This window comes from Dendronalium sp. ChiSLP03b (assembly GCF_034531165.2).
Lineage (GTDB): Bacteria > Cyanobacteriota > Cyanobacteriia > Cyanobacteriales > Nostocaceae > Dendronalium > Dendronalium minutum.
The window spans coordinates 23391-41762 of record NZ_JAVRBR020000120.1; the positions used below are offsets into that span (position 1 = coordinate 23391).

At 42.5% G+C, this 18372-nt stretch carries 12 protein-coding genes; 3 read left to right on the top strand and 9 right to left on the bottom strand.

Annotation, left to right across the window (positions count from 1 at the left end):
* Positions 1-34 precede the first annotated feature (34 nt).
* Complete coding sequence (locus RMY31_RS27065) at positions 35-439, bottom strand: four-helix bundle copper-binding protein (protein WP_322661033.1); 405 nt, start codon at positions 437-439, stop codon at positions 35-37.
* Positions 440-1518: 1079 nt separating this feature from the next.
* Here RMY31_RS27065 and RMY31_RS27070 point away from each other — a divergent pair.
* Complete coding sequence (locus RMY31_RS27070; protein ID WP_409878567.1) at positions 1519-2565, top strand: aliphatic sulfonate ABC transporter substrate-binding protein; 1047 nt, start codon at positions 1519-1521, stop codon at positions 2563-2565.
* 71 nt (positions 2566-2636) lie between these two features.
* Here the strand turns inward: RMY31_RS27070 and RMY31_RS27075 are convergent, their stop codons facing one another.
* On the bottom strand, positions 2637-3167 hold the full coding sequence (locus tag RMY31_RS27075) for a CAP domain-containing protein (RefSeq protein WP_322660962.1): 531 nt from the start codon (positions 3165-3167) through the stop codon (positions 2637-2639).
* 480 nt (positions 3168-3647) lie between these two features.
* On the opposite strand from RMY31_RS27075, the gene RMY31_RS27080 reads away from it, so the two are divergent.
* Positions 3648-4814: a pyridoxal phosphate-dependent aminotransferase gene (locus tag RMY31_RS27080; RefSeq protein WP_322660964.1), complete on the top strand. Its 1167-nt coding sequence runs from the start codon at positions 3648-3650 to the stop codon at positions 4812-4814.
* Positions 4815-5038: 224 nt separating this feature from the next.
* Here the strand turns inward: RMY31_RS27080 and RMY31_RS27085 are convergent, their stop codons facing one another.
* From RMY31_RS27085 to RMY31_RS27115, 7 genes are all read right to left on the bottom strand, one after another.
* Positions 5039-7240, bottom strand: a complete 2202-nt coding sequence (locus tag RMY31_RS27085) for an ATP-binding protein (protein ID WP_322660965.1) — start codon at positions 7238-7240, stop codon at positions 5039-5041.
* An 872-nt stretch (positions 7241-8112) separates the two neighbouring features.
* Positions 8113-9621 carry a UDP-N-acetylmuramoyl-L-alanine--D-glutamate ligase gene (gene murD, locus RMY31_RS27090; RefSeq protein WP_322660967.1) on the bottom strand — a complete coding sequence of 503 codons (1509 nt, stop codon included), beginning with the start codon at positions 9619-9621 and terminating at the stop codon, positions 8113-8115.
* A gap of 83 nt (positions 9622-9704) precedes the next feature.
* Complete coding sequence (glyS, locus tag RMY31_RS27095; RefSeq protein WP_322660969.1) at positions 9705-11858, bottom strand: glycine--tRNA ligase subunit beta; 2154 nt, start codon at positions 11856-11858, stop codon at positions 9705-9707.
* Between the two features lie 54 nt (positions 11859-11912).
* On the bottom strand, positions 11913-12077 hold the full coding sequence (locus RMY31_RS27100) for a hypothetical protein (RefSeq protein ID WP_409878571.1): 165 nt from the start codon (positions 12075-12077) through the stop codon (positions 11913-11915).
* A gap of 247 nt (positions 12078-12324) precedes the next feature.
* Positions 12325-13944 carry an apolipoprotein N-acyltransferase gene (gene lnt / locus RMY31_RS27105; protein ID WP_322660971.1) on the bottom strand — a complete coding sequence of 540 codons (1620 nt, stop codon included), beginning with the start codon at positions 13942-13944 and terminating at the stop codon, positions 12325-12327.
* A complete protein-coding gene (gyrA, locus tag RMY31_RS27110; RefSeq protein WP_322660973.1) occupies positions 13925-16507 on the bottom strand; it encodes a DNA gyrase subunit A in 2583 nt (860 codons plus the stop codon). The genes lnt and gyrA overlap by 20 nt, the downstream gene beginning before the upstream one ends.
* A gap of 255 nt (positions 16508-16762) precedes the next feature.
* Entirely contained in the window at positions 16763-18058 is a 1296-nt protein-coding gene (locus tag RMY31_RS27115; protein WP_322660975.1) for a chloride channel protein, read from the bottom strand.
* 133 nt (positions 18059-18191) lie between these two features.
* On the opposite strand from RMY31_RS27115, the gene RMY31_RS27120 reads away from it, so the two are divergent.
* The gene (locus RMY31_RS27120; protein ID WP_409878573.1) at positions 18192-18350 is read left to right on the top strand and encodes a hypothetical protein; all 159 of its coding nucleotides are present in this window, start codon (positions 18192-18194) and stop codon (positions 18348-18350) included.
* Positions 18351-18372 lie beyond the last annotated feature (22 nt).

Consider the following 18372-nt stretch of genomic DNA (forward strand, 5'->3'; position numbering starts at 1 on the left):
GCCATAAATTACGCAACTCAATCTTGGGGATAAATCAGCTAGATAGTAGTGCATCTTCTGTCACCAGACTCGATCTGCGGAAATAGCAAGCAGAATTTAGTCCCATCTTATTGCAGAATTCAGCACACTTGCGGCAAATAGCGGCACAGAGCATCATTGTGGCATCGTTACTCATCTGTTCGCAAGCTATGGCGGTGCGATCGCAAATTTGGGCGCACAAACTACAGGTATTTCCCATAAACTCAGAACCGTCATTAATCATGTTGACGCACATCATGCACATTTCTGCACAGTCGCGCATCATGGACATCATAGTCATATCCATGTATTTACCACCCTGAGTCTTGCAGTATTTGAGAGTATCAATACAAGTGGTTTGGCATTCAATGCAGATTTGTTTACAAGCTTCCATTTCGGTGAGTATGGATTCAGTCGTCATCATAATAAATAGTCTCCTAGTTTTCGCAGTTGGTAGTATGGCGGACTAAATAGCAAGGTAAAACTTTATTTTTGGAAAATCAATAGTTTCTAGAATTTCGACAATTTGAAGAACACTAAATCTATCTACTTGACGTAAATTAAGCAGCTTTTAAATATTTGATAAGGCTCTAATTGGCTAAAATCCTTATCAATTAAGACTTAAGACTCTTCTGTTAGTTATAGAGAATTACTTCATGGAAGTAAAATATTCCTTAGTATCAAGAATTTACTGTCGGTTCGCTTGATTTTTTCATCTGCCAAATAGAAAAACAGTTGAGGGATGCAGCACTTTTGTTTTCTGGTTCATAAAGCGTAAAAGCCCTATCTAGTAAACATTATAGCTTTATCTATTATTGGATTAACTTATTAGTTTCAAAAATACTATGAGTACATTTTCCTATAATGGAACAATATCAATATTTCATGACTTTGTTAAGTTATATTTCATCACGTAGCGGTAGCTTTGGGAATCAGAAGAAGTTTATCTGAACTGATGTCAAACCAAAGATGAACGCGTTCATCAAACCTCCTCACTTAGAACTTTTTTGGTGAAATCTGTGCATCAGGTTTAGTTTTGAATTTTTTTACAAAATGCACTTGCCTTTTGCGGTTAACCATGCGACACTGCTATATTATCAAAAACTACTTAAAGCCTACCGACTTACAGTAATTTGTGCAAATAACTTAAATCTTGCCATTACTAGGGTAATTATTTGGTGAAAGTATTTGCCAGGTAGTGCATATTTTCAATTAGCAATGCTAAGGATTGAATCTTGGGGATTGGGTAAACTATGCCTCTTTGCGTCGCAATTGCTCCTAACTTTCACTATGTTGTTTCCTAATTCCCATTTCCTCATCCATACTCATCGTCAGGAAAATGATATGTTTGGTTGCAACTATTAGTTAAAGAAGAGTTTAAAGACTGGGTTAGTATTGCTACATTATTTAATTTAGAATTTTGACACTAATTGATAGTAAAAGGTGAACCGATTGATGCAATATTTTAAAAATAGATTTGAATTTTGGAAATGCCGACGTATGACTCGTCGCCGCGCATTGTTTGCTTTTGGCTATAGCCTAGTATTATCTACTACACTTTTTAGTTGCAGCCCTTCACCAAATAATACTCAGCAACAATCAGCTTCATCTAATGTAGCTAGTAAAAATACTACTAATAAAGTAATCAGGATTGTCCGTTCTAAACAACTTACAGCTCTAGCTGTTCTTGAACAAAAACATCTTTTAGAAAAACGATTAGAACCTCTAGGTTACAAGGTAGAGTGGCCTGAATTCGCTGCCGGGCCTCAGCAACTTGAAGCCTTGAATGCAGGCGCACTTGATATTGCTTCAACAGCTGAGTCGCCTCCCATTTTTTCCCAAGCAGCTGGGACACCTCTTGTATACTTGGCCGCTAATTCTTCCGATGGTAAAGCAGTTTCGCTTTTAGTTCCTGCTAACTCTACTATTAAAACTGCTAGAGATTTGAAAGGTAAAAAAGTCGCTTTTCAAAAAGCATCAATTGGTCATTATCTTCTAGTTAGAGCTTTAGAAAAAGAAGGTCTAAAACTCACTGATGTAGAGTCAGTTTCCTTACCTCCTCCAGATGCAAATGTGGCATTTAGTCAACGTAAAGTAGATGCTTGGTTTATCTGGGAGCCATTTGTCACTAGAAATGTACAGCAGAAAGTTGGACGAGTCTTGCTAGATGGTGGTAATGGTTTACGAGATACTAATAACTTTTACTCGACAAACCGCAAATTTTATCAAGAAAATCCAGAGGCGATCAAAATATTTCTAGAAGAACTGCAAAAAGCCCAAAAATGGTCGAAGAATAACCCTAAAGAAATTGCACAATTACTTGCTCAAGCTACTCAACTCAATCCACCTACATTAGAGATTATGCACAGTAAGTATGATTTCACGCTCATACCAATTACTGAACAAATCATTAACAAACAACAGGAAGTTGCTAATAAATGGTACAGTTTAGGACTTATACCTAAGAAGGTAAATGTCAGAGATGGTTTTTTAACTCCAGAACAATATGCCGAAATCACTCCCCAGGAAGTGCTTGCCAAAAAATAGTATCCTCTAGGCAAATGCTATGGATACTATAATTTTTAATTTTTAATTAAAAAAATTCAATTTTTTGGAACCTAAACGCGAATGAAAATTTGCGTGAAGTAGACTTCGCCTTTGCTATTGCTAGCAACGCCAATTCCAGTTAAATTGTATTGTCCTTTAATGTTCTTGAGATGTCCTGGACTATTAAGCCACCCTTCGACAGCTTTCTTGGCGGGGTCTTGATATCCCTGATTGAAAGCCACATTTTCAGCAGCTGATATGTAGAGAAGACGGGTAGCTTGAACTCGCTGTATAAATCCGTCATGCCCAAATCGAACCCTACCGCTGGCCATATTTTGGCTATGATTTCTTGCTTGAGTATTGATGGCAGAATTACGCATCAGTGATGGTAGGTTTTGCGAAGCTCTATAGCTATTAATTTTTTGGAAAACTGCATCTTCTAAGGTAGCAGTATTAATCGCAGATTGTGCAATCTGACGACCGTAACTTGATGTATGCGATTGCTTTGGTGTATAACTTTGACTTGGTGTAGAAATGCCCAGCATTCCACTGGTAAGAAAAAGAGTACCTAAAGTGATATCAGAGATTTTTGTTCGGATCATTACTTATGACTAAGCCCAACCTTTGCTGGTAGTAAACTTTCAAACATCTAAACACACGAGTTTTAATTAAACAACTCGGCTATATTGGCTAAATATATGTTTAAGCTGCTCTATAATTCCAAAAACATTAATAAGCTTTCAATTTAGCAGTTTCCTTCAAATATCATTTGTTATTATTTTCAGTGTTTTTGCTGTGCCTAAACTGCTGTAATTACTCTTGGCATGAATACAAAAGCTTTGTTTTGGGAATACCTAGCACTTATTTATCAGGTATATCAAGTAACTGTGACATTATAAGTACTCTTGCCTCAAATTATGCATACACTGCCGCTCTCGTCATTTATTGAAACCCCTGAATTTATTTATGAGATTTCCCTTCTGCCTTCTGATAAGGCAGCTAAGGAATTCTTAAAAGGCAAATCTCAGTAGAGATTCTGGGATATCCTAAAATGAATGAGAGATTTGCCGAAGAAAGTAAGAATGAAACTGGCAGCAAGAGTGAGTCAGGTAACACCTTCGTTGACCTTAGCGATCGCAGCTAAAGCTAAGGCACTGAAGGCAGAAGGAATAGATGTTTGTAGTTTTAGCGCTGGAGAACCAGATTTTGACACTCCAGCGCATATCAAAGCCGCAGCAGCGAAAGCTTTGGACGAAGGCAAAACCAAGTATGGCCCAGCCGCTGGAGAACCAAAGTTAAGGGAAGCGATCGCCCGCAAGCTTAAAACTGATAACGGTCTTGATTACAAACCAGAGAATGTCATCGTCACCAATGGCGGTAAGCATTCCCTATACGACTTGGTAGTGGCGTTAATCGATCCGGGTGATGAAGTCATTATCCCCGCTCCCTATTGGCTAAGTTATCCGGAAATGGTGACTTTGGTCGGTGGGGTATCGAAGATCGTGCCCACAAATGCTTCGACGGGTTATAAAATTACTCCCGAACAACTGCGTCAAGCAATTACACCGAAAACAAAGTTATTTATCCTCAACTCCCCATCTAATCCCACAGGGATGGTTTACACGCCAGATGAAATTAAAGCACTGGCTGAGGTAATAGTTGATGCAGATATCTTTGTTGTTTCCGACGAAATTTACGAAAAGATTCTCTACGACGGTGCAGAACATATCAGCATCGGTTCCCTAGGCAAGGAAATTTTTGACCGCACCTTAATTAGCAACGGTTTTGCCAAAGCTTACTCGATGACAGGGTGGCGAATCGGTTATTTAGCGGGACCAGTGGAGATTATTAAAGCAGCAAGTTCCATTCAAGGACATAGTACATCTAACGTTTGTACCTTTGCCCAGTATGGTGCGATCGCGGCTTTGGAAGGTTCTCAAGACTGTGTAGAAGAGATGCGGCAAGCTTTCGCCAAACGGCGACAAGTAATGTTAGACAGAATCAACGCCATTCCCGGACTCAGTTGCCCTAAACCAGATGGCGCTTTTTATCTGTTCCCTGATATCAGCAAAACAGGTCTGAAATCCTTAGAATTTTGCGACGCGCTGTTAGAAGAACATCAAGTTGCAGTAATTCCCGGAATTGCTTTTGGCGCTGATGACAACATTCGCCTTTCCTACGCCACCGATTTGGCAACAATTGAAAAAGGCTTGGATAGGTTGGATAAATTTGTACGTAGCCGTATTTAGTTAATGTGAGTTTGACGAGTGGATTTTGACCTCTCCTCATCTCCTTTTGTTTTGAAAAGTTCTGAGCGGAACACACCTCTACTCAGACTTTTCACTCGACAAAACAGGGTATTTCAAACAATCTATTATTCTGTCGCTCCTTCTGTTACGAAAAGCTATTTTAAACTTTATTTATAATCTAAATCTTAAGGTGAGCCAGTAGGTTAAATACTAAAGTTAAACCATTAGGCTACTTTAAAAACTTGTTGTCGGATAGGCAGTTGAATTATAAACTCAGTTCCTTTATCAAAAGTAGAAAAACAATCCAATTTGCCACCATGTTTTTCGACAATAATTTGATAGCTGATGGCCATACCCATACCCGTACCTTTGCCCACAGGTTTGGTAGTAAAGAAAGGATCGAATATTCGATTTTGAACCTGTTCTGGTATTCCCAGTCCGTTATCAGCGATCGCAATTTCTATCCACTGCGAATCACTAACTAAAGTACGAATAGTAATTTGAGCAGGATTTTCTTTTATCTCTTCACAGGTACGTTGGGCATTTACTTCATCTAAGGCATCCATTGCATTTACTAGAATATTCATGAAGACTTGATTGAGTTGTCCGGCATAGCATTCTGTTTGAGGCAAATTGCCATAATCTCTAATTATTTCAATTGCTGGACGATCTGATTTTGCTTTGAGCCGATGTTGCAGAATCAAGAGTGTACTTTCAATTCCCTCATGAATATCAACTGCTTTAAATTCAGCTTCATCTATGCGGGAAAAGTTTCGTAGTGATAACACAATGTTGCGAATCCGTTCGGTCCCCATTCTCATCGAAGACAGCATTTTCTGTAAATCCTCAATAAGGAATTCTAGATCGATTTCCTCTGCAAATGCTTGAATTTCTGGATCGTAACTAGAATGGCGTTGCTGATAGAGATAGATCATCCGCAACAAATCTTGAGTGTATTCGTTCAGGTGAGCAATGTTGCCGTGAATAAAGTTCACTGGGTTGTTGATTTCATGCGCTACCCCAGCTACCAATTGACCGAGACTAGACATTTTTTCACTCTGGACTACTTGTGCTTGGGTACGCTGCAACTCACTTAATGTGATTTTGAGTTCGGCTGTGCGTTCTTCGACTCGGTCTTCTAGTTCCGCCTTACTATTTTCTAGGGCGCTAAAGAATTCGCCCAATTGCCCTGCCATGTAGTTAAAAGAGTGAGCTAGTATGTTGAGTTCTTGGATATTGCTCACATCTACTACTTGGTTTAAGTTGCCAGCTGCCATTGCTTGACTTGCCCGATTCAATCGCACAATCGGCTGTGTAATCAAATGGGAGGTCAGATATCCCATCAGGATTGCCACAGTCAATGCTCCCAGACAGAGCAAAATAGTAGTGCTAGTGTTGGCGTTGATTTGTGTCATAAAAGTGTGTTCGGGCACACTCACCACTACTAGCCAATCCAATCCATATTGGTCGCGCCAAGGTGAGATATACACAAAATTTGGTTCTCCTTGCCATTTCAGTTGCAGCTTTGTGGGTTCGCTAATAGATTGGAACCCATTGAATTGTTGCTGAATCTGTTGGGTGATGTCCTGAATTAGGGGATCGGGACTATCTGTAGCTTTCAACCGCTGAATGTTTTCCTTAACTAGGGTAAATGGTTGCTGAGGGTTAGAGTTCGCAATCAACATCCCATTGCGCTCTAAAATAAAAACTTGTCCAGTGCGACTGACATCCAAACGTCGTAAAAACTCGCTCAACTTCAACAAATGGATATCTGTGGCGACTATCCCTAGCAATCTATTCTGCACGTCATAAATGGGGCGACCGGCGGAAGCAGCGATGTATGGATGATTGGGATAATTCAAGGTATAAATTTGCGACCAGATAGGTCTACCCGCTTTTATTGGTCCTGTATACCAGGACATACTGAAGTTGTCCCAATCATAAATAGTAGTAACACGGGTGCGATCGCCTTTGCGATCGGTGGCATACGTGTAGCAATTTTTTGGAGGTTTCGCACTGCAATCATCGATTGTGAGAGTTTTGCCATCATAACGTCCGGCTCCTGCCGCTTCACCTGTGCTGAGTCCGATGCCGATATAAGACAAATCATATGCCTGCATTTGTTTCCAAAAATATTTGCCAATAGTTTTGCGATCGCGCACATTCAATAATCCCATTCCAATGGCATCAGCATTAATCTGATTCACCTTGTGAGGAATAGATAGATAGGATTGCAGGTATTGATCCACCATCGTGCTGGTTCGAGCCATTAACTGGTCTGCTAGGTCGTTCACAGCTTTCTGCCCATTTTTAAATGACAGATAACCAACTAAACTCACTGCTCCAAAGATTTGTAAAACAAACGGAATAATGAGAACAAGCTGTAATGGGAAAGCTTTAGTTTTGGTGGAGTTAAACTTCTTCATTATTTACTTTAATTATTAAATTACTTTCTAAACTTGCTGTTATTCTAATTAGCAAAAATGGATGACAGTCAAAAATCACTGTATTGGAGTTGTTTGTATATAGTAAAAAAATAAGAGATGATTAATCTCTGATCTATGTCAATTTAAGAAGTTTTTTAATTTAACAAGTTTGACTTTAGATCTTCAAAAAAAATATATATCTTTTTGGGGGAAGGGAAGACTTTAATCTTGACAAAAAATAGCTATCAATGACTTCTGAAAAATTACTGAGTTTATTCCAGTTGCTGTCTTTCAGGTCAGAGTATTTGCAGACGATTAGAGTATAATCAACAAAAATAAAGTTCTCTCAGGGCAAACGCATCTAAAGTATAAGAATCCTTTAATAGCAAGGGTTTGGGCGTTTTATAATTTAGTCTCTTTTTTCATCAATATCCTTGTAACGCAAGGGTTTCAGGTTTTACGTGCGTTTGCCCTGAAAGTTCTCTTGCTTTGTCTAAAGCAAGAGAATAATATGAGTATAAATAGATGATTATTTAAGTCTAATTCATCAACTATTACGAAATATGGTGTTATGATATGTTCGTTAAATTACTTATAAAACGTCATTGCGAGCATAACGAAGTGAAGCGTTCGCTAAAGGCGTTCTCGTTCGCGCAGCGTCTCCGACACGAGAAGAGTAGCAATCACAAGTGTTTAGCTGGACGTGTTATTAATTAAAATCAAAGATAAAGAGAACAATTATATAGTTTTACAACTTATAGACAAGCTGGAGCGGCTACGGAAGGTGGGAAAGTAGGGGGAGCTAATTCTATTAAGAATTATCAAACAATTCTTACCCTTACAAAAGAGTTTGGCTCCCCTTCTTCAGATACTTAACTACCTACCCAAGCAAGACACAACTTACGAAAATCGTCGCCTCTGACTTCAAAGTTTGGATATTGATCGAAACTTGCACAAGCAGGAGATAACAACACTACAGGCGCTTGATACTGTTTGGCTAATTCCGCCGATCGCTTAACTGCCTTTTCCATCGTTTCCATGATTTCATAATCAGAATAACCCACCTCTTGCAAGCGTTGGGCAAACATCGGTGCAGCACTGCCAATCAATAATACCGCAGCGGTTTTAGCTTGAATTTGTGCTAACCAGCCTGCATCATCACCGGGTTTTGCCTCTCCACCGGCAATCAAAATTGCTGGACTTTTCACCGAGGCTAACCCCACTTCCGCAGCATCATAATTAGTAGCTTTGCTGTCGTTAATAAAGTCAATGCCTTCCCAAGTGCAGATATGTTCCAAACGGTGGGCAACCCCAGGAAATTCCCGAATCGCAGTATCAATAGCATCGCGTTCAATTCCTGCTAACCGCGCCGTAGCTACCGCCATCAGCAAATTTTGCAGGTTATGTTCGCCCACCATTCGCAAAGCAGAGGCTTCTACAATTCTTTCTGGTGTAGAGTTCTGCAATTCTACAACCCAACCATCTTCAATATAAAAGCCTTTTTCGCCAATTAAAAAATCTTTGCCTTTAACACTTGTCCAATAGGCATCAGGCCAATGACTTAAACCTACTTTGTGCAAATAGGGATCGTCGCCATTAAATACTTGTAGATGCGATCGCCGCAATAGCTTGGCTTTAATGTCGTAGTAGTTTTCTAAATTCTTGTGGCGCGCTAGGTGATCTGGTGTGAAAGTCGTCCAAACACCAATGCGAGGAGCAAGCGATACAGAAGATTCAATTTGATAGCTACTAATTTCCGCAATCACCCAATCGATTGAAGAATGCTGAGTACAGACGCGATTAATCGCGTCTGTACAAGAGTTAGGAGTTAGGAGTTCAGAGTTATTAGATTTCTCCTCTGCCCCTCTGCCCCTCTGCCCCTCTGCCTCTCTGCCCATCTCAGACAGTGCAACTTCACAAGCTGCATACCCAATATTCCCGCAGGCTGGGGCATTTAACCCGGCTGCTTGAAAAATTGCGGCAATTAAAGCAGTGGTTGTAGTTTTGCCGTTAGTGCCAGTGATTCCGACCCAAGGTAAAGTTTGCAAGTGTCGCCAAGCGAGTTCCATTTCCCCAATGGTTTCAATGCCTAATTCTCGTGCTTTAACTAACACAGGAATATCCCAAGGGACACCAGGACTAACAATAATTAAATCAGGTAAATTATTTGCATTTAATTCTAGGGAGTATCCCAGTTTCAAAGTTATTTGTTCGTCAGCAAGTTCTTGTTGTTGTTTGAGGAGGGTTTCGGAGGTGTTGCGTGAAGCGAGGCTGTCCGCGCTAGCGGAGTCGCTTAGCTCCACCTCCCAACCTTCCCGTTTCAACAATCTCGCCGCAGCAACACCGGACTTTCCCAATCCAATCACATGGGCTTTGGACATAGACTGTAGCAGAGTACCCTGGTTAAGCACTCCCTATACTAGCGTTTCTCGGCAAAAATTACACCACCCTTTGTTGCTTTACGCTACAGATTTTTGACGATCGCTCCAAAATCAGCCAATACACGAGCATGATTCCGCAATAATCCCAGCAAATGTAAACGATTGCGCTTGATTTGGGGGTCAGAGTCCATGACTAAAACGCTATCGGGACCATCAAAAAAGTTACTCACGGTAGGAGCAATTTTTTCTAGCGCTGTTACTAACAATTGATAATTTCGTGACTCTTGGGCTGTTTGCGTTTGCGGCACTAAATCAACTATGGCATTGTAGAAATCTGCCTCGGAAGGCTTTTGGAAGAGTTCTTTGTCAACTACAACTGTTGGTTCTAGCTGTTTAGTATCTAAATCACCTTGTGCTGCTAACCTTGTGGAACGATTGACGGTTTCATAGATTTTATCTAGAGTGCCATTATCGCGGATTTGTTGGAGATATACAGCGCGATCGCGGACATCCAATAAATCTTTTAACGCCCGTTCTGTATATTCTGGGTCATTTTCTCCCAAAACGGCGTTTACAAGGTCGTAGTCAATCTGCTTTTCTTCTTGCAACAGTGTACGAATGCGTTGCAGGAAAAATTCTTGCAGTGCTGTGGTTAATTGTGCCTGGTCTTTGTTGTAAGCTGCTGCAAAGTCTGTTGCTATTTGCTCCAATAAATTATCTAAATTGATTGGTAAATCATAAAACCAAGTAATCTTAACTATGGCATTGGCAGCACGACGCAAGGCAAAGGGATCGGAGGAGCCAGAGGGAATTAAACCTAAGCCAAAGATACTCACTAAAGTATCTAATCTATCTGCTAAACTAACAATTTGTCCTGTGAGTGTTTCAGGTAATCGATCGCCAGATCCTGTTGGCAAATAATGTTGAAAAATTGCCTTTGCAACTTCGGCATCTTCGCCACTAGCTAAAGCATATTTTTCCCCCATTATGCCTTGTAACTCAGGAAACTCATAGACCATTTGGCTGACCAAATCTGCTTTACTTAATAAAGCAGCACGTTGGATTTTTTGGCTTTGATTTTCCTCCAATTTGAGTTGAGATACAAGTCGATCGGCAATCTTGATGACTCTATCTACTTTGGCGCGTACTGAACCTAACTCTTCTTGGAATGTAACTTTTTCTAACTGGGGTAAAAAGCTTTCTAAAGGCTTGGCTAAATCAGTTTTGTAGAAAAACTGTCCATCTGCCAATCTGGCGCGGATCACTCTTTCATTACCAACGGCAATATTTTCTGATTTTGTGGGATCGCCATTAGAAACAGTGATGAAATTAGGCAATAGTTTTTCCTGTAAACTACCTTCTCTAAATACAGGAAAATAACGCTGGTGAGTAACCATAACTTCAGTAATTACCTCAGTTGGTAATTGCAAAAACTCTGGTTCAAATTTGCCGATCACAGCTGAAGGATATTCTACAAGATTGGTAACTTCTTCTAATAAATCGGGATAAAGTACTGTATGACCACCTAACTCTTGCGCTGCTAATTGCACTTGCTGTTTAATAATGTTTGCCCGTTCTTCAGGATCGACTGTTACATAGGCAGAGCGTAGTGTAGTAACATAATCGGTGGCATAATTAATGATTACTGGTTCGGGATGCAAGACGCGATGACCGTGAGAAATGCGATCGCTTTTAATTGTTTCCGAACCATTAACTAATTCAATCGGCATTACTGCCTCATCTAACAAAGCCACCAGCCAACGGATGGGTCGGGAAAACCTCACATCCCCGTCACCCCAGCGCATCAAACGCTTACCTTCTAATCCTGAAATCCATTGCGGCACAAGTTCTGTGAAAATTTCCGCCACAGGACGACCGGGAATTCTTTTTTGCACAAAGACAAAATCACCTTTATCTGTAGGGCGAACTTCTAGGGCCTCGATTTCCACTCCTTGCTTTTTGGCAAAGCCTGCTGCCGCTGGTGTTGGTTTGCCATCTTTAAAAGCTGCTTGGGCGGGCGGGCCTTTAATTTCCTCTTCGCGGTCTGGTTGCTGCGATGGTAGACCTTCGATCAGTATTGCCAAGCGCCGGGGAGTACCGTAAACTTTTACAGATGTGCTTGTGAGGCTGTTAGCTGCTAGACTTTGGGGAATGCGCGATCGCCACTGCACTAAAGCATCACTGAGAAAGCTTGCAGGTAGTTCTTCTGTACCAACTTCTAATAAAAACGCAGGCATAGGTCAATGTTTTTAACTTTGCGTAGCTTAACTTTATCAATCAATTCCAACAGTTTACAAAAGAAAGGCAGAGGGACGACAGTCGCCACAAGTCTTGATGCCCATACCAGGCACTGCCGAATCTAGCGCAGCGTTCCTCAGTTGCGTCAATGCTTCTACCCTTGCTTTTTTGTTAGCGATCGCTTGACAATCAAGACAGTCCCTACTAGGGACTTCCAAATAAAAAAATAATCAATCGCTTGGGTGAGTAGGGGGAGCAGGGGGAGAAGAAATTGGATACTGGTATTGGATGCAGGAATTGAGTAATTTAATTATTGGATGTCCCCTAAACAATACTGGATAATTTATTTTTTGGAAGTTCCTAATATTGTGTCCGTTTAAATACTTATCCTGAGGATCGACGCAAAGATAGGGTGAAGAAGTAGCATCCAAGACGGCAACTCCCTCACGAATTACGAATTACGAATTACGAATTACGAATTACAAGTCCCCACCATAAAGCACTCGACCCTAACAGTAAAGGTGTCAACCAATCACCCCAACGCACGTAAAAAGTCTTTGTTTGCTGTCGATAAATGGTTGTGGCATGAGTTTCGTAGGTATTATATCCAGATATCCACAAGGTTCTGCCGTGAGGATCGACAAAAGCTGAATATCCAGTGTTAGTCGCCCGCACTGACCATCTATCGGTTTCAATTGCTCGCATGATATCCTGGGCGTGGTGCTGCAATGGCATAGGCGCACTGTAATGAGCATCATTAGAAGAACTGAGGATAAATTGCCCACCTGCCGCAGCTTGACGACGGAATTGTTCGGGAAAAGCCGATTCGTAACAGATACCAATAATCGCCTGACCAAATGGCGTATTAAAAACCTGATTTGGTGAACCTGGCACTTGGTGTTCATCCAGAGGCGATAAGCGCTGAACTATACCACCTAAAATTCCTTCAAAGGGAATATATTCCCCCAAAGGTACTAACTTAGCTTTATCGTAACGACTGACAATTTCACCGTTACCAATAACAGTAAATAAGCTATTTGTATAGCTGCGTCCCCGTTTTCCAAAAGCACCAATCCAAGCAACTACACCTTTTTTCTGCACTGCTGAGACTAAGGGAGTTCCTATCAAGTCGTGCTGGAAAAAAGGCATGGCTCCTTCTGGCGTAAGGACTGCATCTACACCTTGATTTACTAAATTTAAATAGCCATCGGTGTAGCCTGTAATGGCACGACGCAATCCTTCTGGAGCAAGTTTAATTTTGTTGGGAATATTACCTTGAATAATCCCTACTTTCAATGCTGCTGCTGGCGGTTGAGCGATGGGACGTATGTATAGTACTAAACCTATAAGGTGTAAGGTAATTAATAGTCCTGTGGCAATCGCTAAATATCGATTAATAAACCACCAAGGCGCAGAGGAAATCTTCTTTTCCTTGTAGTTTATCCACCCTTCAGCAATTAAGCCATTGAAAGCGACGATCGCAGCTGTGATGGTACTAGTGCCTGAGAGTTGACCTAGGTGTAAAATAATCAGGTTGTGTGGACTTTGGGTGTAAGCGAGGGAACTCCACCACAAAGGCCCTGCACTCCAAAGTGCTTCTAAACCACACCAGATGGCTGTGCCAAAGAGAATACGTATCCCTGCTTTTTGCTGGGCAAGACGCGCCATCACCGCTGCCCACACGGCGACAAATACCCCTCCATACAGGCTAACGAATCCCCAGCAGAACAGAGCGATCGCTAAACTCGGCCACCAAGGAACGCCTAACCAATCCATGGGATGAATTCCCATAATCCAGGATAGGGCGATACCGTGATAAGCAACACCCCAGAGGAGAGCAGGGGGAGCAGGGGAAAATGAGGGAGCAGGGGGGGATTGATTTTTGCGTTTTGAGAGAGTGACAACCAAGATCCATAGGGGGGCTAGGGCTATCCAAGCCAAGAACCATGCGCCCACTGGGGCTACGGTTAACCCCATAACTATCCCACTGCCTAAAGCAATCAAGTAGGGGAGTAAGGATAATCTCTTTCCCAGCCTCCCCTGCTTGCCCATCTCCCCCAGCTTTTTACTCTGCTTCTTCTGCATCGGCTGCATCGGGAGGAACTATTGCCACGCCTGTGATTGCGTCATCTTCGTCCAGACGTTGCACTCTCACCCCCGTTGCCGATCGCGATTGTACAGAAATCGCATTTACGGACTGCCGAATGATAATACCGCGATTCGTGACCATCATAATTTCATCGTCGCAATTGACAATGCGTAGGGTTGCCAATTTGTCTTTGGTTTTGCGGTTTTTGAATTTGGTAGCCATTAAACCTTGACCGGCACGATTTTGCAGTCGGAACTGGGCAACTGGTACGCGCTTGCCATAGCCACCGATGGTAATCACCAACACCCAAGGACCTACACTACCGTTGCCTGGTACTTCTGTAGATTCCTCAATATTCTCGATATCTTCTGTTTCGATATCTTCGATTTCGGCTTCAACTGTATCTAAAGTGTCGAGAATGGCTGCGGGAAGAATATCCATCCCTACTAATTCATCTTTATTCTTGAGCTTCATTGATTTCACTCCACGAGTTGCCCTCCCCAAAGGACGCAGTTGTTCGTGGGTACATCTAAAGTGAATTGCCATACCTTGACGAGAACCAATGATTATGCTGTCTTCTACTCTGGCGCGTCGCACCCAGCGGAGTTGGTCGCCTTCTTCTAAGGAAATCGCAATCAAACCGTTGGCCCTGATGTTACTAAATGCTGCCAATTCAGTTTTCTTAATGTTGCCGCCTTTAGTGAGCATCACCAGATATTCGTTACTGCTAAACTCGTCAACTGGTACAATCGAGGTGATTTTTTCTTCCCTAGGAATAGGCAGCATTTGTACGATGGGTGTGCCGCGACTGGTACGGGAACCCACTGGAATTTGATAAGCTTTCAGGCAGTAGACGACACCGCGATCGCTAAAGAATAAAACACTGTCGTGGTCGCAGCAAGTCAAGAAATGCTCAACGGTATCATCGTCTTTCACTTTGGCGGCGGCTTTGCCTCTAGTGGCGCGGCTTTGGGCTTCAAAGGTGTTGACTGGCATCCGTTTGATGTAACCTTGCTCTGTTAGCAGAATGATCGCCTTTTCATTGGCAATCAAGTCGCGTTCATCTATTTCCCCTTCGGCGTGGGTAATGACTGTCCGCCGAGGTGTGGCAAAGCTAGTTTTGATTTGCGAGATTTCGGTTTCAATGATTTCCAGTATGCGCTCGCGCCGTGCCAAAATATCCTGCAAGTCGGCTATCTGCGTTTGTAAGTCCTCGTGTTCCTGGCGAATTTTGTCTGCTTCTAGGGCAGTCAATCGCCGCAGTTGCATCTGTAAAATTGCATCGGCTTGCACTTCCGAAAGTCCGTAATTTGCGATTAACTCACCTTTAGCTGTGGGTGCATCGGGAGCATGGCGAATTAAGTTAATAATTGCATCCAAATGTGATAAAGCAATCAATAACCCTTGCAAAATATGGTCGCGTTCTTCAGCTTTCCGCAGTTCGTAGCGGGTACGTCTGGTAATGGATTCGATGCGGAAATCGAGGAAAACTTCTAAGAATTGCTTGAGGCTAAGGATTTGGGGTTCGCCATTCACCAACGCCAGCATATTCGCCCCAAAGTTGGCTTGCAGTGGGGTTTGCTTGTAGAGGTTGTTCAACACTACGCGGGGATAGGCATCGCGCTTGAGTTCGATGACGATTCGCATCCCGTCGCGATCGCTTTCATCCCGAATATCTGCGATTCCCTCAATGCGTTTGTCGTTTACCAACTCAGCAATTTTTTCAATCAACGCTGCTTTGTTGGTTTGGTAGGGCAATTCGGTGATGATAATTGCTTCTCTTTCCGGTCGCCCTCGCTGTTCGATAGTTTCAATGTTAGCCACGCCGCGCATGGTAATAGAACCGCGCCCGGTGGTGTAAGCTTCTTTAATCGCTGCCGTTCCCAGAATCTGCGCCCCAGTGGGAAAGTCTGGCCCGTGGACATACTGCATCAACTGGAGGTCGGTGATTTCTGGATTGTGAATTAGTGCCACCAAACCATCAATCAATTCACCCAAGTTGTGGGGAGGGATATTGGTTGCCATCCCCACAGCAATCCCAGAAGACCCATTCAACAGCAATTGGGGGATACGTGATGGCAGAACTGTCGGTTCTTGCTGGGAACCATCGAAGTTATCAGCAAAATCTACAGTTTCTGATTCGATGTCTTGCAGTAGGGCGGTACTGGTTAACGCTTGCAAGCGGCATTCTGTGTATCGCATTGCCGCTGGAGGATCGTTGTCTACCGAGCCAAAGTTACCATGCCCGTTAACTAAGGGCGATCGCATGGAAAAATCCTGCGCCATCCGCACCAAGGCATCATACACTGCTGTATCGCCGTGGGGGTGATATTTACCTAGCACTTCCCCCACTACACGGGCGCATTTTTTAAAGGGGCGATCGTGAGTCAGACCCAGCTCGTGCATGGCGTAGAGGATGCGACGATGCACAGGTTTGAGACCATCCCTGGCATCTGGCAGTGCCCGACCCACAATTACACTCATGGCGTATTCCAGATAAGACCGGGACATTTCGTTCCGCAAGTCTGTTGGGATAATCCTCTCCTGTGAGAATGTCATAACCTAAAAAACTCCAAAAAATGTAGATTGTAGCCCTTACAGTTGACAATGCGCTAAATTATTCCAAATCTTTCTTGAATAATTGCCATATTTTGCTACAATTCTAACACGATTCTGTCTAGTTATGCTGGGAAAACTACTTTAAGTATCTCGCTGCAAATCTTGTGGGAAAATAGTCGATCAAAGCTGCTTTATTAGCATTTACAATTCCTAATCTAAATTATCAAAAAGATGTTGATTTTTAATTTTTAATTTTTAATTTTGTATTTCTGGTTGAGACTTCAGTTGGGATGCAATCAAAGGAACTTTAGGGGATAGAAAAAATCCAATTAAACTAGCAAAAAGAATTGGTGTAAAAGGACTAAAATTAGTCAGTTTTGATAATAGTATGGTCGTGCTGATAGGTGTGCGCGTCACCGCTGCGTTGATAGCTGCCATGGTACAGATCGCAGCCAGGGCAGGATTAAGTCCTGGAATTAATATTGCTATTGCTTGGCCTATGCAAGCACCCGTGAAAAACAGCGGGATGATGAATCCACCGCGCCAACCACCTGTAACCGTAATGCTGATAGCAGTCATTTTACCAAGGGCCAGAACTAAGAGGAAAACAGCAGAGAAACTAGTAGTGACAACAGATTCTAATTCTTCATGACCAAAATAACGAGTTAGCGGCAATAAAGCTGCCAAACTGCCAAGTCCCAATCCTGCTATTGTTGTGCGTACATAAATGGGACCGGGAATTCTAGTGAAGAAGCGATCGCAGCCTCGAAAAATGCCGATGAAAATCCATCCTGCGATCGCCCCAACGATGCCAAACAGGATCGCAAGAGCAAAATCATCAATGTTTTCTAGGCGGTACTGGGGAAAATGCCAAGTGGGGGCAATTCCCAAACGTGTAATTGCTGCAAACACCAGATAACTGGCGCAACTGGCAACAATGGCTGGCATCAAAGCTTCGTAATATTCCACAATATGCTGATGATGTAAAATCTCCAAGGCGAACATCGCACCGCCAAGAGGTGCGCCAAATAAGGCAGTGAAGCCAGCAGCCATGGCCGCTATACTCATGGATCGCAGGTCTTCTCCTTGAAGTTTGAGGCGATCGGCAACCCAAGTACCAAAAGAACCTGTAACCTGTACCAATGGTGCTTCTGGGCCAGCACTGCCGCCTGCCGCTATGCTGACCAAAGAAGCGATAATCATTGAAGGATTTTTGCGCGCATCCAAGCGTCCACCGCGAAAATGGATATTATCCACAATTACGGCGATTTCGCCAGGATTTCCCAGAAAATGGATCGCTAACCCAATAATTAAACCAGCTAGTGGCATTACTATCAGCAAACTCAGACCTTCAAATCGTTGCAGTTGGTGAGTTATCAGTTCTAAAACATTCCAATATAACCCAGCAAATAGACCACAAATAGTCCCCACCACTGCCCAGCGTAGAACCCACCGCGAAATCATTAAAGGATTCCGCCTTGCCAATCCGAAAAGTTGAGAAAATGCCCAGCGTTGACTTTGAGCGGCATTGTTACGCTTATCTGGTAGCACTACTAATTTCCTAGCTATGATGAAACAAAAGATACAAAATTTTGAACAGTTTTATGATAAAAGTCATCCGCTTTAAGAAAGGTTTTTGATTTGGCTGCCTTGCTTAAAAGTAAGTTCTTAATTAAAAAAGATATTGCCTGCGATCGCACGGTCTCCAGGACACCACGCTCTGCGAGATACTGGTATGGGTTTTTGTCTTTTTGCCAACGCTGCGATCGCAACGTTGGCAAAACCTGAAATTAATTGTGTTCCAATTCTTGATTGGGATGTGCATTACGGTAACAGCACATAAGCCGCAGTGGAAAACAATCCAC